Source organism: Rhodococcus chondri (assembly GCF_036327435.1).
Lineage (GTDB): Bacteria > Actinomycetota > Actinomycetes > Mycobacteriales > Mycobacteriaceae > Rhodococcus > Rhodococcus chondri.
This window is the reverse complement of sequence record NZ_JAUZMZ010000044.1, coordinates 13,890-32,923: the sequence shown is the minus strand read 5'-3', so window position 1 is coordinate 32,923 and position 19,034 is coordinate 13,890. Positions and strand designations below refer to the sequence as shown.

Sequence of the window (19,034 nt, the reverse complement as noted above, 5' to 3'; positions counted from 1 at the left end):
CCGCGCGGGTGCCGCGACCTCGTCGACGGCAGCCGACGGAACCGTCCGATCGGGCAGAGCCGGCCGCGACCGCCCGGATGCGCGCAGCCGACGCCCTCGACCCGAGACCGCAGCTCGTCCCGCCCGTCCGCGGGCGGCGGGTGCCCCGCAGCGGGTGTTCACGGGCCGGCCACTCCAAGTGTTCGCGGCGGTCGCCGCCGCGCTCGTCCTGGTAGGGACCGGCGTGGCCTGGCGCAGCGTCGATTCGCTGCGCTCGTCCCTCGCATCGGTGGGAGGACTGTCCCTCGGCGGAGGCGAGGACGGTGCCCTCGACATCCTCCTGGTCGGCACGGACAGCCGCACCGACGCCCAGGGCAATCCGCTGGCCCAGCGCGAACTCGACGCGTTGCGCGCGGGCGAAGAGGTCGCCAACAACACCGACACGATCATCCTGATCCGGGTACCGAACGACGGAAGCTCGGCCACCGCGATCTCCGTTCCCCGCGACACGTACGTCGAAGTCCCGGACCTGGGGATGTCGAAGATCAACGCCGCGTACGGGGCGACGAAGGAACTCGCCCGGCTCGAGGCCGTCGAGTCCGGCGCCGACGCCGACGAAGCGGAAAAGGAATCCACGCAGGCCGGCCGTGAGGCCCTCCTCGGTTCGGTCGCCGACCTGACGGGAGTCAGCGTCGACCATTACGCAGAGGTGGGACTTCTCGGGTTCGTGCTTCTCACCGACGCTGTGGGCGGTGTCGACGTGTGCCTCAACGCCCCGGTCGACGAACCGCTGTCGGGCGCGCGGTTCCCCGCCGGGGAGCAGACCCTGCAGGGCGCCGACGCTCTGAGCTTCGTGCGGCAACGCCACGATCTTCCGCGCGGCGACCTCGACCGGATCGTGCGACAGCAGGTGTTCATGGCCTCGCTGGTCCAGAAGGTGCTCAGCGCGAAGACGCTGAGCAGCCCGTCGAAGGTGAGTCAGCTCACCGCGGCCGTGCAGCGATCGGTGGTGCTCGACTCCGAATGGGACATCATCGAACTCGGCACCCAACTGCAGGATCTCGCCGGTGGCGACGTGAAGTTCTCGACCATTCCGGTGCAGGACATCAACGCGATGACCGACTACGGCGAGTCCGTCGTGCAGGTCGATCCGGACGAGGTTCGCGACCACGTCGCCGAACTGGTCGGACGCGACGGCGGCGACAGCTCCGCCGCCGCCACCACGACGGAGGAGGCCCCGGATGTCGACGCCTCGACGGTGACCGTCGACGTCGCGAACGCCGGCAGCGTCGCCGGCCTCGCGTCGCAGGTGTCGTCAGCGCTGAGTTCGGAAGGTTACGTCGAGGGCGAGGTGGGCAACCACACAGGTGCCGCCGTCACCACGTCCACCGTGTACGGGTCCGATGCGGACTCCGACGAGACGCGCGCGGTCGCCGCCGCACTGGGTGGCCTCGACACCGCGACCGACTCGACGCTCGCGGACGGCACCGTCCGGGTGGTCCTCGCCGGCGACTACAGCGGCCCGGGTTCGTCGTCGTATTCGGGGACGAACACTACGAGTACGGCTCCGGGCGGAACCGAGTTGATGCCTGCCGGGGCAAGCGCCACCCCTGCCCCCGCAGCCCCTCCCATCGACGCCGGCTCGACGGGTCCCCGCTGCGTGAACTGAAGCGGTGAGACCGGTTCCCCATCACCGACGATTCCGAATGAACTCCAGAACGAGGTATCCGTGACAACTTTGACCGACGCCCTGCTCGACCCGATCCTCGCGAACGACCCCGCCGGGCCACGCATCACCTGGTACGACGACGCGACCGGTGCCCGTATCGAACTGTCGGCGGTCACCCTGGCGAACTGGGCAGCGAAGACCGCCAACCTGATTCGCGACGAGTTCGGTGTCCTCCCGGGCGGGCGCGTATCGGTGCTGCTGCCCGCGCACTGGCAGACCGCCGCGGTGCTCCTCGGAGCCTGGTGGGCCGGCGCCGAGGTCACCCTCGGCCCCGATCCCGATGCCGACCTGGCACTCGTCACCCCCGACCGGCTCGACGAGGTCGGTGACGTCGCCGAGGTCGCGGCCCTGTCGCTCGACGCCTTCGGGGCGCCCGCCAAGGATCTGCCGCCCGGCGTCACCGACTACGCAACGAACGTGCGGATGCACGGCGACCAGTTCCACGCGGCCGGTGACGGCGGTGCGGTCCTCGACGGGCGTTCCTCCGCCGAGGTTCTGACCGCGGCACGGGACTCCGCGCAGAAGGCCGGCATCACGGGCACCGATCGGGTGCTGTCGAGCGGAGAGTGGGCCACCCCGGACGCCCTCGTCGACGGCCTGATCGCCGTTTTCGCTGCGGGCGCCTCACTGGTGCAGGTGACCAATCCTGATCCCGAGGCGACGGAGCGCCGCGTCACGAGCGAGAAGGTCACCGTCCGGCTCGGCGGATGACGCCGGCCGACCGTGCCATTCTGCTACGACCGGGGCGGGCCGGGGCGATAGTTGCCGTCGGCCAGTCCGGCCTCGACCTCGAAACGGTTGCGCGCACCGGGGTTCCGGCATTCTTCCCACAGATATCGCACCGCGAAGCCGAGACCGTGCCGTGCCCACTGGTCCGCGTGTACGGCCTCGTGCCGTAACAGGCGGCGCGAGGGCTGATTCCGGGTGAGGAACACGCCCCCGACCGTGGTACCGCCGCGCGCGAATCCGCCGCGCATCCCGGTGCACACGAACAGTCCGGACGGGTCGTCGAAAGTGACGGTCGCACCCCACAGCCGCGCCCAGCCCAGTGCCAGCACGGTGACAAGTCGCGCCGACGGAACACCACGCGAGGCCCGCACCCGCCGCCGGGCGGCTTGCTTGTCGGCACGCATTGTTCGAGGGTATCGGTCAGCCGAGCAGCTTCTGCCGCAGCGCCTCGTCCTTGTCGAGCACCATCTGCTCGAGGTCGGCCTGGAACCGCTCCATCCGCTCGCGCAGCGCCGGGTCGGCGGCACCGAGGATGCGCGCCGCAAGCAGTCCCGCGTTGCGGGCGCCGCCGATCGACACGGTGGCCACGGGAACCCCCGCGGGCATCTGCACGATGGACAGCAGCGAGTCCATGCCGTCGAGGTACTTCAGCGGAACCGGCACCCCGATCACGGGCAGCGGCGTCGCCGACGCGACCATGCCCGGAAGGTGAGCCGCCCCACCGGCGCCCGCGATGATGACCCTGATGCCCCGACCCGCGGCGTCCTTGGCGTAGTCGAGCATCCGCTGCGGAGTGCGATGCGCGGAGACGACCCCCACCTCGAACCGTATGCCGAACTCGACGAGGGCCTCGGCGGCCGCCTCCATCGTCGGCCAATCGGAGTCGCTGCCCATGATCAATCCGACCTGCGCGCCCTGCGACACGTCACTCACCGTTCTCTCCCGTGTGCTCGTTCCAACCGTCGGTCCAGATTGCGTGCGAGAGCCAGTGCGCCGCACGTTCGGCGCGTTCGCGTACCGACGCCACATACCGTGGGTCGTCGAGCGACCCGGACGGATCGCCGAGCACGTTGACGTGCCCGATCTTGCGATCCTTGCGTTCGCCCTTGCCGTACAGGTGCACTCGCGCATCTGGCATACGAGCGAACAGGTGGTGCAGCCGTTCGTCCATGCTCATCGCAGGAGCCTCCGCGGCGCCGAGCACATTGGCCATCACCGTCACCGGCGCAAGCGGCGACGTGTCGCCGAGCGGGTAGTCCAGTACCGCGCGCAGGTGCTGTTCGAACTGGCCGGTCCGGGCACCGTCCATTCCCCAGTGCCCGGAGTTGTGGGGTCGCATCGCGAGTTCGTTGACGATCAATTCCCCGCTCTGCGTCTCGAACAGTTCCACTGCCATCACGCCGACCACGCCGAGTTCACCGGCAATGCGGAGTGCGAGCTGCTCGGCGGCGGCAGCGACGTCGGCCGGCAGGTCCGCCGCGGGGGCGATCACCNCCGAGCACTGTCCGTCGCGCTGCACCGTCTCGACGACCGGCCAGCTTGCACCCTGTCCGAAGGGGGATCGCGCCACCATCGCCGACAGTTCCCGGCGCCACGACACCTTCTCCTCCGCGAGTAGCGGCACTTTCTTCGCGAGCTGGTCGGTCACCACCGATTCCAGCTCGGCCGGATCGTCGAGGATCCACACTCCGCGCCCGTCGTAGCCACCGCGGGCGGCCTTGAGTACGAACGGCCATCCCAGCTGTTCGCGGGCGGCCACCGCATCGGCGACCGAGGTGATCACGGCGAATTTCGGCATGGGCGCGCCCAGGCCACCGAGCCGCTCGCGCATCGCGATTTTGTCCTGCGCGAAGATCAGCGCCTGCGGGGGCGGCAGCACATTGACACCCTCCGACTGCAAGACCTCGAGGTGCTCGGTGGGCACTCCCTCGTGGTCGAACGTCAACGCGTGGGCGCCCGTCGCGGCGCGGCGCAACGCGTCGAGATCGTCGTGGCTGCCGAGGACGACGTCGGGGCTGACCTGAGCGGCCGGTTCGTCCGTGCTGCCCGCCAGCACGCGCAGGGTCTGGCCGAGTGCGATCGCTGCCTGATGGGTCATTCGCGCGAGCTGGCCGCCACCGATCATGGTGACGACGGGCATACCGCCGCCGAGCGAACGGGGGGTGTCGGATCTGGGGGACGAATCAGGTCTACCGGTCACAGGTGACCATGGTGTCACAGCAGGAGAACACACTGCGCAGCGCGCCGATCGCTCCAAGATCATTCCTGAGTCGGGGCTGATAGTTTCGGCGTAGTTCGTGAATTCACCTTGTCGTTTCGTACACTTCTCCAAGTGTCAGCCGTCGATAGCGCCCTGAACCGAGTGCCGCAGCCCCTGCGTGGGCTGCTGCTGCGTCACCGTGAACTCGTCAAGTTCGCGATCGTGGGCGGTACCACGTTCATCATCGACTCGACCATCTTCTACACCCTCAAACTCACCGTTCTCGACGAGAAGCCGGTCACCGCGAAGGTGATCGCCGGCGTCATCGCGGTGATCTGCTCGTACATCCTCAACCGCGAATGGTCGTTCAAGAACCGCGGCGGTCGCGAACGAGCCCACGAGGCCTTCCTGTTCTTTTTCGTCAGCGGCATCGGCGTCGTGCTCAGCTTCATTCCGCTGTACATCTCGAGTTACGTGTTCAATCTGCGGGTGCCGGAAGTCAGTCTCACCGTCGAGAACATCGCAGACTTCGTCAGCGCGTACATCATCGGCAACCTGCTGCAGATGATGTTCCGCTTCTACTGCTTCCGCCGGTTCGTCTTCCCCGAGGACATGAGTCTCGAACTCGTCGAGCAGAACGAAGCCGGACGCGACGAACTGGAAGAAGAGCAGTCCGGCAGGTCATGACGGCCCGCCCCCGTCCCGGATCATGGGCCGTGGGGCGTCATCGCGGTTCGCGCAGACCGTCGTAGCCCGCCGCCGTGCGGTCGCGGTTCGCACCGAGGAACATCGCGAACAACGCGGGGCGCCTGCGCTGCAGTTCGAGTCGGCCGCCGTCGGCCTCCGTCAGCGCTCTCGCGAGCGCCAGTCCCACGCCGGTCGAGCCACCGCCCGAGAAACCCCGATCGAAGATGTGCGGAGCCAGCTCGTCGCTGACACCGTCACCCTCGTCGGTCACCTCCACGCACAGTGTGGCGTCCCCGCGGGTCTCGACCTGGCGCACCGAAACGGTGCACGTGCCACCGCCGTGCACGAGCGCGTTGTCGACGAGCACGGCCACCGCTTCCCGCAGCCGCGACCCGGTCACCGACGACCGCAGCGCCGGATCTCCGCGCAGCAACAGTTCCCGGCCCGCCTCGTTGTAGGGACCGCGCCAGTCCGCGACGACACCCGTCAGCTCTCCGACCACGGAGACCTCGGTGCGCAACTCCGAACCGCTGTTCCGGGACTGCCGTACCAGTTCTTCGATTGCGACGGTCAGGCGATCCACCTGCGCCATCGCCGCTTCGGCCTCCTCGACCACCGCCGGGTCGTCGTAGGTGGACAACTCGTCGAGACGTAGACGGACGGCGGTCAACCGAGACCGTAATTGGTGGGAGACGTCACCGACGAGGGCGTGCTCGCGTTGCAGCCGACCGGCGATCTCCACGGTTGCCGCATCGAGAACATCGGAGACACGGTCCAGTTCGGGAATGCCGTGGCGGCGCGGATCCGGCCGGAAATCGCCTTTCGTGAGGCGCGCTGCCCTGCGGGCCACATCGCGCAGTGGATCCGCCAGGCGTCGCGCAGTCGCGACCGAGACGACCGCGCCCACCGCGACGGAGAGCAGCACCAGGAAGCTCACGGCGGCCAGAACCTGACGTTGCTGCGTGCGCATCGCCTCCGACGGCATATCGAGCCGCAGCGACCCTGCCGTACCGAGCGACAGCGACTCGGCCAGGGGTGCCTCCACCACGGGCACTCCGATGTCGATGCGGGCGGCCTGGTCTTCCGGCGTCGGATACACGACCACCACACGACCGCCCTCGGGGACGAGCAGTCGGAGCGAGCTGGTATCGAGTCCGCCGACGACGAGGCCGTCGGTGCCGACCTGTGCGATGACCTCGTCGGCCATCCGGTCCAGGCGCTCCTGCAGATCGCGGCGCGCGGTGTCTTCCACGAACAACCATGCGGTGTAGGCCAGGGGCACGCCGAGCAGCAGCGCGACGAGCAGCACCGTGGCGAGGACCGCGTTCAATATGCGGCTACGCACAGGCGTTCGCCTAGTCGGTGTTCAGACGGAACCCGACGCCGCGGACCGTGGCGATGCGCCGCTCCCCCGCAGGACCCTCGTCGCCGATCTTGCGGCGCAGCCAGGACATGTGCATGTCGAGGGTCTTGGAACCCCGCAGGTCTGCGTCGCCCCACACCTCGTCGAGGATGGCGTCTCGGGATACGACCTGCCCGGCGTGTTCGAGCAGCACCCGGAGCAGTTCGTACTCCTTGTTCGCCAGCGTCACTTCGGCGCCGTCGACCATCACGCGGCGCGCCGCCCGTTCCAGGCGGATTCCGCACACGTCCATGATGTCGTCCTGCTCGTTGGTTCCGCGGCGGCGCAGCAGGGCCCGCACCCGTGCCATGAGCTCGGCGAGCCGGAACGGTTTACCGACATAGTCGTCTGCGCCCGCATCGAGTCCCACGACGAAATCGACCTCGTCGGTCCGGGCTGTGAGCATGAGCACCGCGAGGTCGGATCGGTGTGAGCGGATCTGCCGGCACACCTCCAACCCGTCCATCCCGGGTAGACCGAGGTCGAGGATGAGGAGTTCGTAGTCACCGGACAGGGCCTGTTCGAGGGCGTCGGGTCCGGAGTCCTCGACGGTCACTTCATAACCTTCACGACCCAGCGCACGCGACAGAGGTGCGGCGATTGCTTCGTCGTCTTCAGCGAGCAGAACAGCGGTCACGGATCCAGCGTACGGATCGGCATGTCCGATCGGCACGATTACCACGCTTTACGGCGGGTGTCCTCGTCGCCGGGCCGGCGGGCGGCCCTCCGGTCGCCGGAATCGTCGTCGCGACCACCGAATGCCTGCTGATAGAGCAGCGCATGCACTCGCTGCACATCGGGAATGTCGTCGAACTCGAGCGGATCGTCGGCGGCGGAGACGATTGTGAGCGTGCCTGTGCGCAACATTCGGTCGATCAGCCCGTGCCGGAATTGAACATTGCTGATCCGGCCCATCGGGATGTCGATTCCCGAGTGGGTGATCACGCCCTTGCGCACGAGGACCCGGCGGTCGGTGACGATGAAGTGGGTCGTCAGCCAGGTCACGAATCGCGCCACGCACCACCGGCCGACGAGCACGGCCCACAACACCAGAACCGCGACGGTCAGAACCGTCGCCGACGTCCCCTCCAGCCGGGCCTCGGCCAGACCGAGGAGAAATCCCGCGACAGCCGTCGCGACGAGGAAGATCGACGTCGGACCGATCAGCATCTTCCAGTGCGGATGGTGATGCAGCAGCAGCTCTTCTTCGGGTGCGAGGGCGTCCTCCGGATATCCCATGTCGCCAACGATGGCACACGTCCGCTCCCCGCTGCGCCGGCCGAATATGCCGTTACACCGGACGCAGATGCGTGATGTCCCCGGCTGCGACCGCGACGGGTTCGCCGGCGCCGTCGGGACGGATGACGATGCGACCCTGCTCGTCGATGTCTTCGGCGACACCGTGCAACTCGGTGTCGCCGGGCAGGACCGCACGGACGCGCTGCCCGATGGTGCCGCATCGTTCCCGGTAGTCGGCCGCGAGCGCGGCCGGATCCCACGCGTTTCGCTGCCACTGCTCGACCCGGTCGGCCAGCGCCGAGAGCAGTGCCTGCGCGAGTCGGGTGCGGTCGAGGTCGCGGGCGCCGGCGAGCAGCAGCGACGTCGCGTTGGGAACCGGAAGATCGGCCTCGGTGAGGGTGGTGTTGAGGCCGACGCCCACGACCACCACCGGCTCGGGTGCGGTAGTGGCCACTTCGACGAGGATGCCGCACACCTTCCGCCCATCGACGAGAATGTCGTTGGGCCACTTGAGTTCCGCCTGCACCCCGGACACCGAGCGCACTGCGTCCACGGTCGCGATGCCGGTGAGCAGCGGAAGCCAGCCGAGGTCGGCCAGCGGCACACCGGGCAGGCGCAACCGCACCGACACGATCACCTGCGCCCGGGGCACCCCGGTCCAGGTGCGCGAATGGCGGCCTCGTCCGCCCTTCTGGAACTCGGCGAGCAGCACCACCCGGTCCGCCCCGGAATCTCCCTCGGCCAGCAGGTCGGCGTTGGTCGATCCGGTTTCGTCGACCACGTCGAGCCGGGTGTAGAAACCGGTCCCGTGGTCACCGACGAGCGCGTCCCGGAGCACGGATACGTCGAGGGGGGCGCGGAGCGAAACAAGATCTGCCGAATCGGGGTCGAGGGTCATGTGCCCAGCCTAAGGTGGGTGCAAATCGATACTCGCGAGTAGCTCGAGTTGAATAATTCAACACAACCTGCCCTCGGTTCGGACGTGCAGATTGACGCTCGCTAAGCTGACTGGCCATGACCACTGTCCAGGAGCCCTCCGCGTCCGAGGCGGCGAGTACGCCCGACATCCACACCACCGCCGGCAAGCTGACCGACCTGCGCAACCGTCAGGCCAAGGCCCAGGCTCCCGTCGGTGAGGCCGCAGTCGAGAAGGTCCACGCCAAAGGCAAGCTGACCGCACGCGAGCGCATCCATGCGCTGCTCGACGAAGGTTCGTTCGTCGAACTCGACGCCCTCGCCCGCCACCGCAGCACCAACTTCGGCCTGGCCGACAACCGACCGGTCGGCGACGGCGTCGTCACCGGGTACGGCACCGTCGACGGTCGCGACGTGTGCGTCTTCTCCCAGGACGCGACGGTTTTCGGTGGCAGCCTCGGTGAGGTCTACGGCGAGAAGATCGTCAAGGTCATGGATCTGGCGCTGCGCACCGGCCGGCCGCTGGTCGGCATCAACGAGGGCGCGGGCGCCCGCATCCAGGAGGGTGTCGTCTCCCTCGGCCTCTACGGCGAGATCTTCCATCGCAACGTGCAGGCGTCCGGCGTGATCCCGCAGATCTCGCTGATCATGGGCCCCGCCGCGGGTGGTCACGTCTACTCCCCTGCCCTGACCGACTTCGTGGTGATGGTCGACCAGACCAGCCAGATGTTCGTCACCGGTCCCGACGTCATCAAGACGGTCACCGGCGAGGACGTCACGATGGAGGATCTCGGCGGCGCCCACACCCACATGGTCAAGTCGGGTGTCGCGCACTACGTCGGCGACGGCGAGCAGGATGCCCTCGACTACGTCAAGGATCTGCTGTCGTACCTGCCGAGCAACAACCAGGCCGCCGCGCCGCGGATGGAGCCCACCGACCCCATCGTCGGTGCGATCGAGGACTCCCTCACCGAGGAAGACCTCGAACTCGACACGCTCATCCCGGATTCGGCGAACCAGCCGTACGACATGCACGAGGTCATTCGCCGCCTGCTCGACGACGACGAGTTCCTCGAGGTGCAGGCAGAGCGCGCCCAGAACATCATCGTCGGCTTCGGTCGCATCGACGGCCGCAGCGTCGGCATCGTCGCGAACCAGCCCACCCAGTTCGCGGGCTGCCTCGACATCGACGCCTCCGAGAAGGCCGCACGGTTCGTGCGTACCTGCGACGCGTTCAACGTTCCGATCGTGACGCTCGTCGACGTGCCCGGCTTCCTGCCCGGCACCGAGCAGGAGTTCAACGGCATCATCCGCCGCGGCGCGAAACTGCTCTACGCCTACGGAGAGGCCACCGTCGGCAAGATCACCGTCATCACCCGCAAGGCCTACGGCGGCGCGTACGACGTGATGGGGTCCAAGCACATGGGCGCCGACGTCAACCTTGCGTGGCCGACGGCACAGATCGCCGTGATGGGCGCGTCGGGAGCCGTCGGGTTCGTCTACCGCAAGCGCCTGCTCGACGCCGCGAAGAACGGCCAGGACGTGGACGCGCTGCGCCTCGAACTTCAGAACGAGTACGAGGACACCCTCGTCAACCCGTATGTGGCCGCCGAGCGCGGTTACGTCGACGCCGTCATTCCGCCGTCGCATACCCGCGGGCAGATCGTGTCCGCCCTGCGACTGCTCGAGCGGAAGATGGTTTCGCTCCCGCCGAAGAAGCATGGAAACATTCCCCTGTGACGATGCGCAGCACGGTTGCGGGCCTCGGCCTGGCGGGATGACTCCGTCGGGCCGGGGCTCCGCGGCCACGCCACGTAACCGGCAAGGTGTAGCGCGCGGCACACGACGCGCGATGACCTCAACGAGAGGGACGACATGACATCGATTCAGCGGACACCCCGTGTCCCTGTTGTTTCAGTGGGCGGGAAACGCCCGGGTGGTGCGCAGTGACCGCGACGACAGAGGACAAGATCATCATCGACATCGCGCTGACCGAAGAGACCGCCGCTCTCGCCGACGCCGGCCTCGAATCGGACGAAGTCGAGACTGCCGCCGACCCGTCCTCGGCTGCGGCCGGCGAGGTGGCGGCCGCGATCCGGATCGTCAAGGGCAATCCGGCCGACCAGGAGATCGCTGCGCTGGTGGCGGTTATCGCCGCGGCAGCCGGTGCGGCCACCGCTCCTGCGGGCGGCGGCAAGCCGCCCGAGACCTGGGGCGATCCCACGCGGATGCACCGCCAGTGGGCACCGTTCTCCCCGTACTCGTACCCCAACCGCGGCTGATCATGCCCCGCCTGGTGCTGGCTTCGGCATCCCCCGCACGCCTGTCCGTCCTGCACACTGCGGGAGTGAAGCCGGTGGTGCGCGTGTCCGGGGTCGACGAGGACGCCGTCGTCGCGTCGCTCGATCCCGGTTCCACGCCAGCGCAGATCGTCACCGAACTCGCCCGGGCCAAGGCAACGGAAGTCGTTCCGGAGCTGCGCGACGAGGGTCTGCAGGATGCATTGGTGATCGGGTGCGACTCGATGCTGCTCATCGACGGGCAATTGCAGGGCAAACCCGGAACGGTCGACCAGGCCCGCGCGCGCTGGCGCGCGATGGCGGGGAACAGCGCCGAACTCCTCACCGGGCACTGTGTGGTGCGGGTACGCGACAACAAGGTGATCGGGCAGGCCTGCGACCACAGTGCCACGACGGTGTTCTTCGGCACACCGACCGACGAGGAACTCGAGTCGTATCTCGAGAGCGGTGAGCCGCTCGAGGTCGCGGGGGCATTCACCCTCGACGGTCTGGGAGGCTGGTTCATCGACCGGATCGAAGGTGATCCGTCGTCGGTCATCGGGATCGGCCTGCCGCTCGTGCGGCGCCTGCTCGCCGAAGTCGGGGTTTCCGTCGCGCAGTTGTGGGCGGAGAACGCTGCCATTCCCCTCGAGTCGCTCGAGAACTGATCGGACAATCGAGCCGTCCGCTCGCCACCGATCCGGGAGGACAATTTTGAGTGCTGTCGAGCGCGCTGCGACCGAGGAGAGCTTTGCCCTGCTTCGCCGGGAACCGTTCTTCGACGTGGTAGTCGACCTGGTCGCCGGATATCTCTCCTCGGCCTTCGTCGATCCGGCTGCGGGCGAAGTGGACCGGTGGACGCTGGCCTGTCTGCCGGAGACGGGCAGAACCCCCGACAGTGAACGCCTTTTCACCCTTGCTGTCGGACCGGTGGAAGTGCTCTACGTCGACCGGTTCGTCGAGGGCGGCGAGACCGTCGACTACCGCACGGTACTGACCACGTCGGAGTCCGCGCTGACGCATCGCACCGGCCGGTCCCGCGACGAACTTGCCCTGAGCCATCCGCTACTGAGATTCCACGCGGCCGAGGATGCGTCAGCAGACGGAGACGGCGTCGTGATCGACTGGTTCCTCTCCGACGAGGGTGCCGACGACCAGTTCTTCGCGCTTCCGCTCGACGAAACGACCATCGGTCCTCTCGCCGCGCGGCTCGCGAGCAGAGGTCGCGGACCGTACGTGCAGCACAATCGGTGGTTCGCGCAATACGTGCTCGATGCCATGAACGACGAAGCCTGACCGGTCATACGGCTTTCCCCGCCATGGACGCCCGAACGCGACGTCGCATGGACCGCTCACATCGCGCCGCCACCGTCTTGTTCGCGCCGACGCTGCTCCTGCTCTCTGGCGACGCGGCGCTGCTCCTCGGCGCGGGCCCTGCACCGTCGCAGGAACTCTTCGTCCGATTCGGTCTGCTGGGCGATATGGCGGCCGGGGCGCTCGTACTCCGGGAACGCGGAGGACCGAGGTCGCGACAATGCGCCGCGGTGGGGTCTGCCGACCAGCAGCCACAGGACCGATCCGACCAGTGGCAGCAGAATCACGACGACCAGCCACAACGTCTTCGGCAGATTCCGGACCTGGTGCTCCTCGGTGGAGATGACATCGATCAGACAGCCCACCCACACGATCAGCACGATCAATCCGAAATACGGCATGCCCCATCCGCCCCTCTGTGTGTTGTACCCGGCTGCCACCTACCGGGTTCGCCTGTTCATCACAAGATCGGGCACGGACGTTACGGCATTCGCGTGCCGCCTACCTCTCGCTTCCGGCACCGCCGCCCAGCGACCGCTCCAGCGACCGCGCTATCGCTTCCCCCTTGGCCTTGGCACGGTCGGCGTTCACACCACCGAAGTGCGTGTCGACGGTGTCGGTCCACAATTCCAGCCAGCGTCCGAACCGCGCCGGGGTGAGCCCGTGGTGGCCGTGCAGCGCCCTGTGCACGGCGGTGAACTGCCCCTCGTAACGTGTGGTGCGGAACAGGATCTGTTCCCAGAAGTCGCCGACGACCACGAGGTGCTCGTCGAGTCCGACCACGGCCAGGACGTCGAATACGGGGGCGAGCAGCGGATCGGCCATGGCGCGTTCGTAGAAACGGCGCATGAGTACATCGATGTCGGCGCGGGATCCGATATCTGCGCGGCGGCGCCCACGGGAGGTCACGCACACCGACGCTACCCCCTAGAATCGACGGCGCACCTGCCACCACTGCCTCAGGAGCCCTTGTGCCCGTCGCTTCCGACACCTCTCCGTCGTTCGCCGCCTACGCCGACCCCGGTCGCCTCGTCTCCACCGAGTGGCTGTCCGCCCATCTCGGGCATCCCGAGGTCAAGGTCGTCGAATCCGACGAGGACGTGCTGCTCTACGACGTCGGGCACATTCCCGGCGCCGTGAAGATCGACTGGCACCTCGATCTCAACGATCCGGTCACCCGCGACTACATCGACGGCGCCGCGTTCGCTGCACTGATGGACCGCAAGGGAATTCGTCGCACCGACACCGTGGTGATCTACGGCGACAAGTCCAACTGGTGGGCGGCGTACGCACTGTGGGTGTTCACGTTGTTCGGACACGAGGACGTGCGTCTGCTCGACGGTGGGCGCGACGCATGGATCTCCGAGAACCGCGACACCACCTTCGACGTCCCGTCCCACACCACGAGTGGCTACCCGGTGGTCGAGCGCAACGACGCCCCGATCCGGGCGTTCAAGGACGACGTGCTCGCGCGACTCGGCGGTGTGCCGCTCGTGGATGTCCGTTCCCCGCAGGAGTACACGGGCGAGCGCACCCACATGCCCGACTATCCCGAGGAAGGCGCACTGCGCGGCGGCCACATTCCCACCGCAGTGTCCATCCCCTGGGCGAAGGCCGCGGCCCCGGACGGCCGGTTCCGTTCGCGTGCCGAACTCGACGAGATCTACTCGGACATCGCCAAGGAGGACGAGGTGATCGCGTACTGCCGTATCGGCGAACGTTCGAGCCACACCTGGTTCGTGCTCACGCACCTGCTCGGTTATCCCCGGGTCCGCAACTACGACGGGTCCTGGACCGAGTGGGGCAACGCCGTGCGTGTTCCGATCACGAAGGGCGAGGAGCCCGGGGACGTCCCGGCATCATGAGCGTTCCGGAGTCTCTCGCCGAGATCGTCGACGACTTCGCGGCCGTCGACGGTCAGGACAAGCTGCAGTTGCTGCTCGAATTCAGCCGGGAGCTGCCACCCCTGCCTGCCGAACTCGAGGAAGCGGCGATGGAACCGGTGCCCGAGTGCCAGTCGCCGCTGTTCCTGTCGGTCGACAGCGCCGACCGCGAGCGTGTCCGGCTGTATTTCAGCGCGCCCGCAGAGGCGCCGACCACGCGAGGGTTCGCCTCGATCCTGCACCAGGGTCTCGACGGTCTCAGTGCCCAGGAGATCCTGGATGTCCCCGACGATTTCTATGCCGCACTCGGATTGGCCGATGCCGTCAGCCCGTTGCGGCTGCGGGGAATGAGCGCGATGCTGGCACGCATCAAGCGGCATCTGCGAACCTGACGAACCGATGGAGTTCACCGAGCTGGCCGACTACGAGATCTCGGCCGGGACTCTCACCGAATGGCTGCCGTGCGCTGCCGAGGAGGCCTGGCGGGCAGACCCGCGGCCGGCCTCGTACATCCACGAGGCTCATCTGCGGCGCAGCGCCGGAGGTCGTGGCGGTAGCGGCCGGGAATCGTGGCTGGGCACGGCCTTCGAAGTCTCCGGCCCCATGGATACCGAGACGTTCCGGCGGGCGCTGCAGCGGTGGATCGATCGCCACGAACCCCTCCGCAGTCATGCGACGCTCGCGGCCGTCGATGAAGCGGTGGGCGGAGTGGTGCGCCGAACGGCACCTCCCGGCAAGGTGTCGGTGCGGTTCATCACCCACGGCCGTGCCGAGCCCGCGACGATTCGTGAACATCTTCACGGCCTCTTCGACGATTACACGACACCGCACCTGTGGCCGGCATATGTGTTCGCGACCCTCGAACCCGACCCGGGCGACGAGACAAGCAATTCCGCATCGTCGTTCACCGTGTTCTTCGGAGCCGACCACTCGATCATCGACGGATATTCGATCGTGCTCGTGTCGAGCGAGATCACCGCACTGTACGAGGAGGAGCGCACCGGCCGGACGGCGGAGCTCTTTCCGGTGGGCAGCTATATCGACTTCGGCGCCTCGGAACGGGCCGGGTCCACCCAGCTCGACGACGACCACGAGGCCGTGCGCATCTGGCGGCGCACACTCGCCGAGTGCGGCGGAGATGCGCCGGCGTTCCCCCTTCCGATCGGGCACCGCCCGGCACGGGTGACCCCGCAGCAGCGATTGTCGGAGCGCTGGTTCGACGACGCGGAGGCCACGCTGTTCGCCGAACGGTGCCGCGACGCCGGCGCGGGCTTCTTCGCGGGAGCGCTGGCATGCCTGGGACAGGCCGCCGCGGACCTGGCCGGAGCCGAGCGATTTCGCACGGTCGCCCCGTCTCACACCCGGACCGGACCGATGTGGGCCGGTGCGCTGGGGTGGTTCGTCGGACTCCGGCCGATAGACATCGACCTGAGCGGCGACCCCGATTTCGTAACGCTCGCCACTCGGGCGGCACGAGAGCTGCACGACACCCGGTCGAGTGCGCGCGTCCCGTTCGACCGGGTGGGAGAACTGCTCGGTGTGCCGATCCGGCCACGATTTGTGGTGTCGTACATGGATGTTCGGTTTGTGCCGATGGCGGCACAGTGGCCCGAGTGGAATGCCCGGGCACTGCGCAGCCGGAGCTACACCCACGATGTGTACGTCTGGCTCAACCGGACACCCCAGGGTGTCAACGTGTCGGTTCGGTATCCGGACAACACGGTCGCGGCAGCGAATGTGCCGCGGTTCCTCGAGCGGACCTGCGAGTTGATGCACCGCGTGGTCGATTCCGGACCGTGGGCTGCCGCCGCCGAATAGGTGACGTCCCGACTACCGGTCGGTAGCATTGCGGGCTTGGATACAAGTCGTAGGGTGTATAGGCCATCCGGTTACATCGTCTATCGGATTGATGCTTAGACTGCCGTTGACGGAAATAACCTAACGATCGATCAACAGGAGGCTCCGTGCCCAGTCATGCCAGCGCGCAGATCACGAAAGTGCTCGTCGCGAACCGCGGCGAAATCGCTGTGCGGGTCATCCGCGCCGCCAAGGACGCGGGGTACGGCAGCGTCGCTGTCTACGCAGAGCCCGACGCCGATGCACAGTTCGTGAAGCTCGCAGACGAGGCGTTCGCCCTCGGTGGCCAGACCTCGGCCGAGTCCTACCTGGTGTTCGACAAGATCCTCGACGCCGCGGCCAAGTCCGGCGCCGACGCGATCCATCCCGGCTACGGCTTCCTGTCCGAGAACGCCGACTTCGCCCAGGCCGTGATCGATGCGGGCCTGATCTGGATCGGCCCCTCCCCGCAGTCCATCCGCGACCTCGGCGACAAGGTCACCGCCCGGCACATCGCCGAGCGTGCCAACGCTCCGATGGCCGCCGGCACCAAGGACCCCGTCAAGAACGCCGACGAGGTCGTCGAGTTCGCGAAGCAGTACGGCGTGCCCGTCGCCATCAAGGCGGCGTTCGGCGGTGGCGGTCGCGGCATGAAGGTCGCGCAGACCATCGAGGAAATCCCCGAGTTGTTCGATTCCGCGACGCGTGAAGCGGTCGCGGCGTTCGGTCGCGGCGAGTGCTTCGTCGAGCAGTACCTCGACAAGGCCCGCCACGTCGAGGCCCAGGTTCTCGCCGATCAGCACGGCAACGTCATCGTCGCCGGCACCCGCGACTGCTCGCTGCAGCGTCGTTTCCAGAAGCTCGTCGAGGAAGCTCCGGCTCCGTTCCTGACCGACGAACAGCGCGCACGCATCCACGCGTCCGCGAAGGCGATCTGCAAGGAGGCCGGCTACTACGGTGCCGGCACGGTCGAGTACCTGGTGCAGGGCGACACCGTCTCCTTCCTCGAGGTCAACACGCGCCTGCAGGTCGAGCACCCCGTCACCGAGGAAACCGCCGGCATCGACCTCGTCCGCCAGCAGTTCCGCATCGCCAACGGTGAAGAACTCGAGTTCACGGAAGACCCCACCCCGCGTGGCCACTCCTTCGAGTTCCGCATCAACGGTGAGGACGCCGGCCGCGGCTTCATGCCGGCCCCCGGCCCCATCAACGTCTACCGCGAGCCGTCGGGTCCCGGCGTGCGCGTCGACTCCGGTGTCGTGCAGGGCGACGTCATCGGCGGCCAGTTCGACTCGATGCTCGCGAAGCTGATCGTCACGGGCGAGAACCGGGAGCAGGCGCTGCAGCGTGCCGCCCGCGCGCTCGCCGAGTTCGAGGTCGACGGCCTGGCCACGGTCATCCCGTTCCACCGCCACATCGTCGAGCACCCGGCGTTCGTCGGTGACGGCGAGAAGTTCGACGTCTACACCAAGTGGATCGAGACCGACTGGGACAACACCATCGAGCCCTACGCCGGCGCCGGCGCGATCGACGACGAGGACGAGGCCCTGCCCCGGCAGAACGTCGTCGTCGAGGTCGGAGGCCGGCGTGTCGAGGTGTCGCTGCCCGGCCAGTTCTCGCTGGGCGGCAACGGCGGCGCTACCGGCGCTCTCCGCAAGAAGCCGAAGGCGCGCAAGCGTGGCGGCGCGCACGGCGGTAAGGCGTCGGGCGACGCAGTGACCGCGCCGATGCAGGGCACGGTCGTCAAGGTCGCGGTCACCGAAGGCCAGGAAGTGGCCGAGGGCGATCTCATCGCAGTGCTCGAGGCCATGAAGATGGAGAACCCGGTCAACGCCCACAAGGCCGGTGTCGTCACCGGTCTCTCGGTCGAGCCGGGCGCCGCCATCACACAGGGCACGGTGCTCGCAGAACTCAAGTAGGACCCTTGCAGGAAGGCCCCGTGCTGTCGCCGCGACAGGACGGGGCCTTCTCTCGTCTCCGCATGCTTGTGCTGCCCGTGCCTTTCCGAGAGGTTCGCCTCTACTCTGGAACCATGGCCGATCCACTCGAGATGCGCATCGGAACCGCCGAACGCGAAGAAGCGGTGGCCATGCTCGGCGACCACTTCTCGGCCGGCCGGCTCACACTGGTCGAGTTCGACGACCGCATCGCCCTCGCAATGGAGGCGCGCACCCGCGGTGATCTCGCGCCCCTGTTCGACGACCTGCCCTCCGCTCCGGCGTGGCTGGCTCCCCCGGCTTCACGGGAGAACATCCTGATCGGCCTCGTGACCCTGCTGCCCTTCGTGTTCCTCGCGTTCTTGCTGATCCTCGTGCTCCGTCATCCGATCGCGATACTCATCGCTCTCAGCGTGCTCTACATGGTGGGGCGGCGCGGCTACCGGCTCCTCACCGACGACACCGGCGCCGGGTGACTAGTCTTCTCGCCATGGCCGACTCCCCCGAAATCCGCATCGGCGACTCCGAGCGGGCGCAGGCACTCGATCTGCTCGGTAAGCATTTCAGCGTGGGCCGCCTGACCGTGGCCGAGTTCGACGAGCGCAGCACCAGAGCTGCCGCGGCGCTGACTCGCGGCGACCTCGAAGTCCTGTTCGCCGACCTGCCCGCGCCGAACTCCGACGTTCCGGACACCGGGCAGAAGTCTCGGTCCGAATCGATGTTCTCCGACCGGTGGCGCGAGATCGTGGTCGGGCTGACCCCGTTCGTCGCGCTGCTGTTGTTCTTCGCATTCGACAGCTGGCTGTGGTTTCTTCTGATCCCCGCCGTGAGCATCGTCCTCTACGCCGGTCGCGATGACGACGAGGACGACGTGAAGAAGATCAAGAAGAAGAAGAACAGCTGAT

The 19,034-nt window shown here is 67.7% G+C and carries 22 protein-coding genes; 13 read left to right on the top strand and 9 right to left on the bottom strand.

Features of this window, described 5'->3' with window-relative positions; genetic code table 11:
• Nucleotides 1-154 precede the first annotated feature (154 nt).
• Both Q8814_RS10150 and Q8814_RS10145 read left to right on the top strand, forming a co-directional pair.
• The gene (locus Q8814_RS10150) at nucleotides 155-1,648 is read left to right on the top strand and encodes an LCP family protein (RefSeq protein WP_330151888.1); all 1,494 of its coding nucleotides are present in this window, start codon (nucleotides 155-157) and stop codon (nucleotides 1,646-1,648) included.
• 60 nt (nucleotides 1,649-1,708) lie between these two features.
• Nucleotides 1,709-2,419 carry a TIGR03089 family protein gene (locus Q8814_RS10145; protein WP_330151883.1) on the top strand — a complete coding sequence of 237 codons (711 nt, stop codon included), beginning with the start codon at nucleotides 1,709-1,711 and terminating at the stop codon, nucleotides 2,417-2,419.
• Between the two features lie 23 nt (nucleotides 2,420-2,442).
• Here Q8814_RS10145 and Q8814_RS10140 read toward each other — a convergent pair whose 3' ends face one another.
• Genes Q8814_RS10140 through Q8814_RS10130 form a run of 3 tightly spaced genes read right to left on the bottom strand, consistent with a single transcriptional unit; the run spans nucleotide 2,443 to nucleotide 4,637 of the window.
• Complete coding sequence (locus tag Q8814_RS10140; protein ID WP_330151882.1) at nucleotides 2,443-2,841, bottom strand: hypothetical protein; 399 nt, start codon at nucleotides 2,839-2,841, stop codon at nucleotides 2,443-2,445.
• A gap of 16 nt (nucleotides 2,842-2,857) precedes the next feature.
• Nucleotides 2,858-3,361: a 5-(carboxyamino)imidazole ribonucleotide mutase gene (purE, locus tag Q8814_RS10135; RefSeq protein WP_408015873.1), complete on the bottom strand. Its 504-nt coding sequence runs from the start codon at nucleotides 3,359-3,361 to the stop codon at nucleotides 2,858-2,860.
• Between the two features lies 1 nt (nucleotide 3,362).
• Nucleotides 3,363-4,637 (bottom strand): 5-(carboxyamino)imidazole ribonucleotide synthase, encoded by a 1,275-nt coding sequence (locus Q8814_RS10130; RefSeq protein WP_408015872.1) that lies wholly within the window; start codon nucleotides 4,635-4,637, stop codon nucleotides 3,363-3,365.
• A gap of 132 nt (nucleotides 4,638-4,769) precedes the next feature.
• On the opposite strand from Q8814_RS10130, the gene Q8814_RS10125 reads away from it, so the two are divergent.
• On the top strand, nucleotides 4,770-5,324 hold the full coding sequence (locus Q8814_RS10125; protein ID WP_330151880.1) for a GtrA family protein: 555 nt from the start codon (nucleotides 4,770-4,772) through the stop codon (nucleotides 5,322-5,324).
• A gap of 37 nt (nucleotides 5,325-5,361) precedes the next feature.
• On the opposite strand, the gene Q8814_RS10120 is transcribed toward Q8814_RS10125, so the two are convergent.
• From Q8814_RS10120 to Q8814_RS10105, 4 genes are read right to left on the bottom strand one after another with little or no spacing between them, the layout of a single operon-like run.
• Nucleotides 5,362-6,669 (bottom strand): sensor histidine kinase, encoded by a 1,308-nt coding sequence (locus Q8814_RS10120; protein WP_330151879.1) that lies wholly within the window; start codon nucleotides 6,667-6,669, stop codon nucleotides 5,362-5,364.
• A 10-nt stretch (nucleotides 6,670-6,679) separates the two neighbouring features.
• The gene (locus tag Q8814_RS10115) at nucleotides 6,680-7,363 is read right to left on the bottom strand and encodes a response regulator transcription factor (RefSeq protein ID WP_330151878.1); all 684 of its coding nucleotides are present in this window, start codon (nucleotides 7,361-7,363) and stop codon (nucleotides 6,680-6,682) included.
• A 38-nt stretch (nucleotides 7,364-7,401) separates the two neighbouring features.
• Nucleotides 7,402-7,965, bottom strand: a complete 564-nt coding sequence (locus Q8814_RS10110; protein WP_330151877.1) for a PH domain-containing protein — start codon at nucleotides 7,963-7,965, stop codon at nucleotides 7,402-7,404.
• A gap of 52 nt (nucleotides 7,966-8,017) precedes the next feature.
• Nucleotides 8,018-8,863: a biotin--[acetyl-CoA-carboxylase] ligase gene (locus tag Q8814_RS10105; protein WP_330151876.1), complete on the bottom strand. Its 846-nt coding sequence runs from the start codon at nucleotides 8,861-8,863 to the stop codon at nucleotides 8,018-8,020.
• A gap of 116 nt (nucleotides 8,864-8,979) precedes the next feature.
• Between Q8814_RS10105 and Q8814_RS10100 the strand changes: the two genes are divergently transcribed.
• From Q8814_RS10100 to Q8814_RS10085, 4 genes are all read left to right on the top strand, one after another.
• Entirely contained in the window at nucleotides 8,980-10,620 is a 1,641-nt protein-coding gene (locus tag Q8814_RS10100) for an acyl-CoA carboxylase subunit beta (RefSeq protein WP_330151875.1), read from the top strand.
• Nucleotides 10,621-10,826: 206 nt separating this feature from the next.
• Nucleotides 10,827-11,162: an acyl-CoA carboxylase subunit epsilon gene (locus tag Q8814_RS10095; protein WP_330151874.1), complete on the top strand. Its 336-nt coding sequence runs from the start codon at nucleotides 10,827-10,829 to the stop codon at nucleotides 11,160-11,162.
• A gap of 2 nt (nucleotides 11,163-11,164) precedes the next feature.
• The gene (locus Q8814_RS10090) at nucleotides 11,165-11,827 is read left to right on the top strand and encodes a Maf family protein (RefSeq protein WP_330151886.1); all 663 of its coding nucleotides are present in this window, start codon (nucleotides 11,165-11,167) and stop codon (nucleotides 11,825-11,827) included.
• Nucleotides 11,828-11,873: 46 nt separating this feature from the next.
• On the top strand, nucleotides 11,874-12,455 hold the full coding sequence (locus Q8814_RS10085; protein ID WP_330151873.1) for a hypothetical protein: 582 nt from the start codon (nucleotides 11,874-11,876) through the stop codon (nucleotides 12,453-12,455).
• A gap of 56 nt (nucleotides 12,456-12,511) precedes the next feature.
• Here Q8814_RS10085 and Q8814_RS10080 read toward each other — a convergent pair whose 3' ends face one another.
• Together Q8814_RS10080 and Q8814_RS10075 are read right to left on the bottom strand one after the other, a co-directional pair.
• Nucleotides 12,512-12,874 carry a PLDc N-terminal domain-containing protein gene (locus tag Q8814_RS10080; protein ID WP_330151872.1) on the bottom strand — a complete coding sequence of 121 codons (363 nt, stop codon included), beginning with the start codon at nucleotides 12,872-12,874 and terminating at the stop codon, nucleotides 12,512-12,514.
• Between the two features lie 100 nt (nucleotides 12,875-12,974).
• Entirely contained in the window at nucleotides 12,975-13,382 is a 408-nt protein-coding gene (locus Q8814_RS10075; RefSeq protein ID WP_408015871.1) for a group III truncated hemoglobin, read from the bottom strand.
• Nucleotides 13,383-13,444: 62 nt separating this feature from the next.
• Between Q8814_RS10075 and Q8814_RS10070 the strand changes: the two genes are divergently transcribed.
• From Q8814_RS10070 to Q8814_RS10045, 6 genes are all read left to right on the top strand, one after another.
• Nucleotides 13,445-14,338 (top strand): sulfurtransferase, encoded by an 894-nt coding sequence (locus tag Q8814_RS10070; protein ID WP_330151871.1) that lies wholly within the window; start codon nucleotides 13,445-13,447, stop codon nucleotides 14,336-14,338.
• Nucleotides 14,335-14,748 (top strand): SufE family protein, encoded by a 414-nt coding sequence (locus Q8814_RS10065; RefSeq protein WP_330151870.1) that lies wholly within the window; start codon nucleotides 14,335-14,337, stop codon nucleotides 14,746-14,748. The genes Q8814_RS10070 and Q8814_RS10065 overlap by 4 nt, the downstream gene beginning before the upstream one ends.
• Before the next feature lie 7 nt (nucleotides 14,749-14,755).
• A complete protein-coding gene (locus tag Q8814_RS10060) occupies nucleotides 14,756-16,174 on the top strand; it encodes a condensation domain-containing protein (RefSeq protein ID WP_330151869.1) in 1,419 nt (472 codons plus the stop codon).
• Between the two features lie 146 nt (nucleotides 16,175-16,320).
• A complete protein-coding gene (locus Q8814_RS10055) occupies nucleotides 16,321-18,111 on the top strand; it encodes an acetyl/propionyl/methylcrotonyl-CoA carboxylase subunit alpha (protein ID WP_330151868.1) in 1,791 nt (596 codons plus the stop codon).
• 113 nt (nucleotides 18,112-18,224) lie between these two features.
• The gene (locus Q8814_RS10050) at nucleotides 18,225-18,605 is read left to right on the top strand and encodes a DUF1707 SHOCT-like domain-containing protein (protein ID WP_330151867.1); all 381 of its coding nucleotides are present in this window, start codon (nucleotides 18,225-18,227) and stop codon (nucleotides 18,603-18,605) included.
• Between the two features lie 14 nt (nucleotides 18,606-18,619).
• On the top strand, nucleotides 18,620-19,033 hold the full coding sequence (locus Q8814_RS10045; protein ID WP_330151866.1) for a DUF1707 SHOCT-like domain-containing protein: 414 nt from the start codon (nucleotides 18,620-18,622) through the stop codon (nucleotides 19,031-19,033).
• The last annotated feature ends 1 nt before the right edge of the window (nucleotide 19,034 follow it).

What these genes read in the sequence shown, in the direction of transcription:
- Q8814_RS10140 (WP_330151882.1), bottom strand. Translation starts at nt 2,841, where the DNA reads ATGCGTGCCGACAAGCAAGCCGCCCGGCGGCGGGTGCGGGCCTCGCGT.
- Q8814_RS10110 (WP_330151877.1), bottom strand. Translation starts at nt 7,965, where the DNA reads ATGGGATATCCGGAGGACGCCCTCGCACCCGAAGAAGAGCTGCTGCTG.
- Q8814_RS10105 (WP_330151876.1), bottom strand. Translation starts at nt 8,863, where the DNA reads ATGACCCTCGACCCCGATTCGGCAGATCTTGTTTCGCTCCGCGCCCCC.
- Q8814_RS10100 (WP_330151875.1), top strand. Translation starts at nt 8,980, where the DNA reads ATGACCACTGTCCAGGAGCCCTCCGCGTCCGAGGCGGCGAGTACGCCC.
- Q8814_RS10090 (WP_330151886.1), top strand. Translation starts at nt 11,165, where the DNA reads ATGCCCCGCCTGGTGCTGGCTTCGGCATCCCCCGCACGCCTGTCCGTC.
- Q8814_RS10080 (WP_330151872.1), bottom strand. Translation starts at nt 12,874, where the DNA reads ATGCCGTATTTCGGATTGATCGTGCTGATCGTGTGGGTGGGCTGTCTG.
- Q8814_RS10065 (WP_330151870.1), top strand. Translation starts at nt 14,335, where the DNA reads ATGAGCGTTCCGGAGTCTCTCGCCGAGATCGTCGACGACTTCGCGGCC.
- Q8814_RS10060 (WP_330151869.1), top strand. Translation starts at nt 14,756, where the DNA reads ATGGAGTTCACCGAGCTGGCCGACTACGAGATCTCGGCCGGGACTCTC.
- Q8814_RS10050 (WP_330151867.1), top strand. Translation starts at nt 18,225, where the DNA reads ATGGCCGATCCACTCGAGATGCGCATCGGAACCGCCGAACGCGAAGAA.
- Q8814_RS10045 (WP_330151866.1), top strand. Translation starts at nt 18,620, where the DNA reads ATGGCCGACTCCCCCGAAATCCGCATCGGCGACTCCGAGCGGGCGCAG.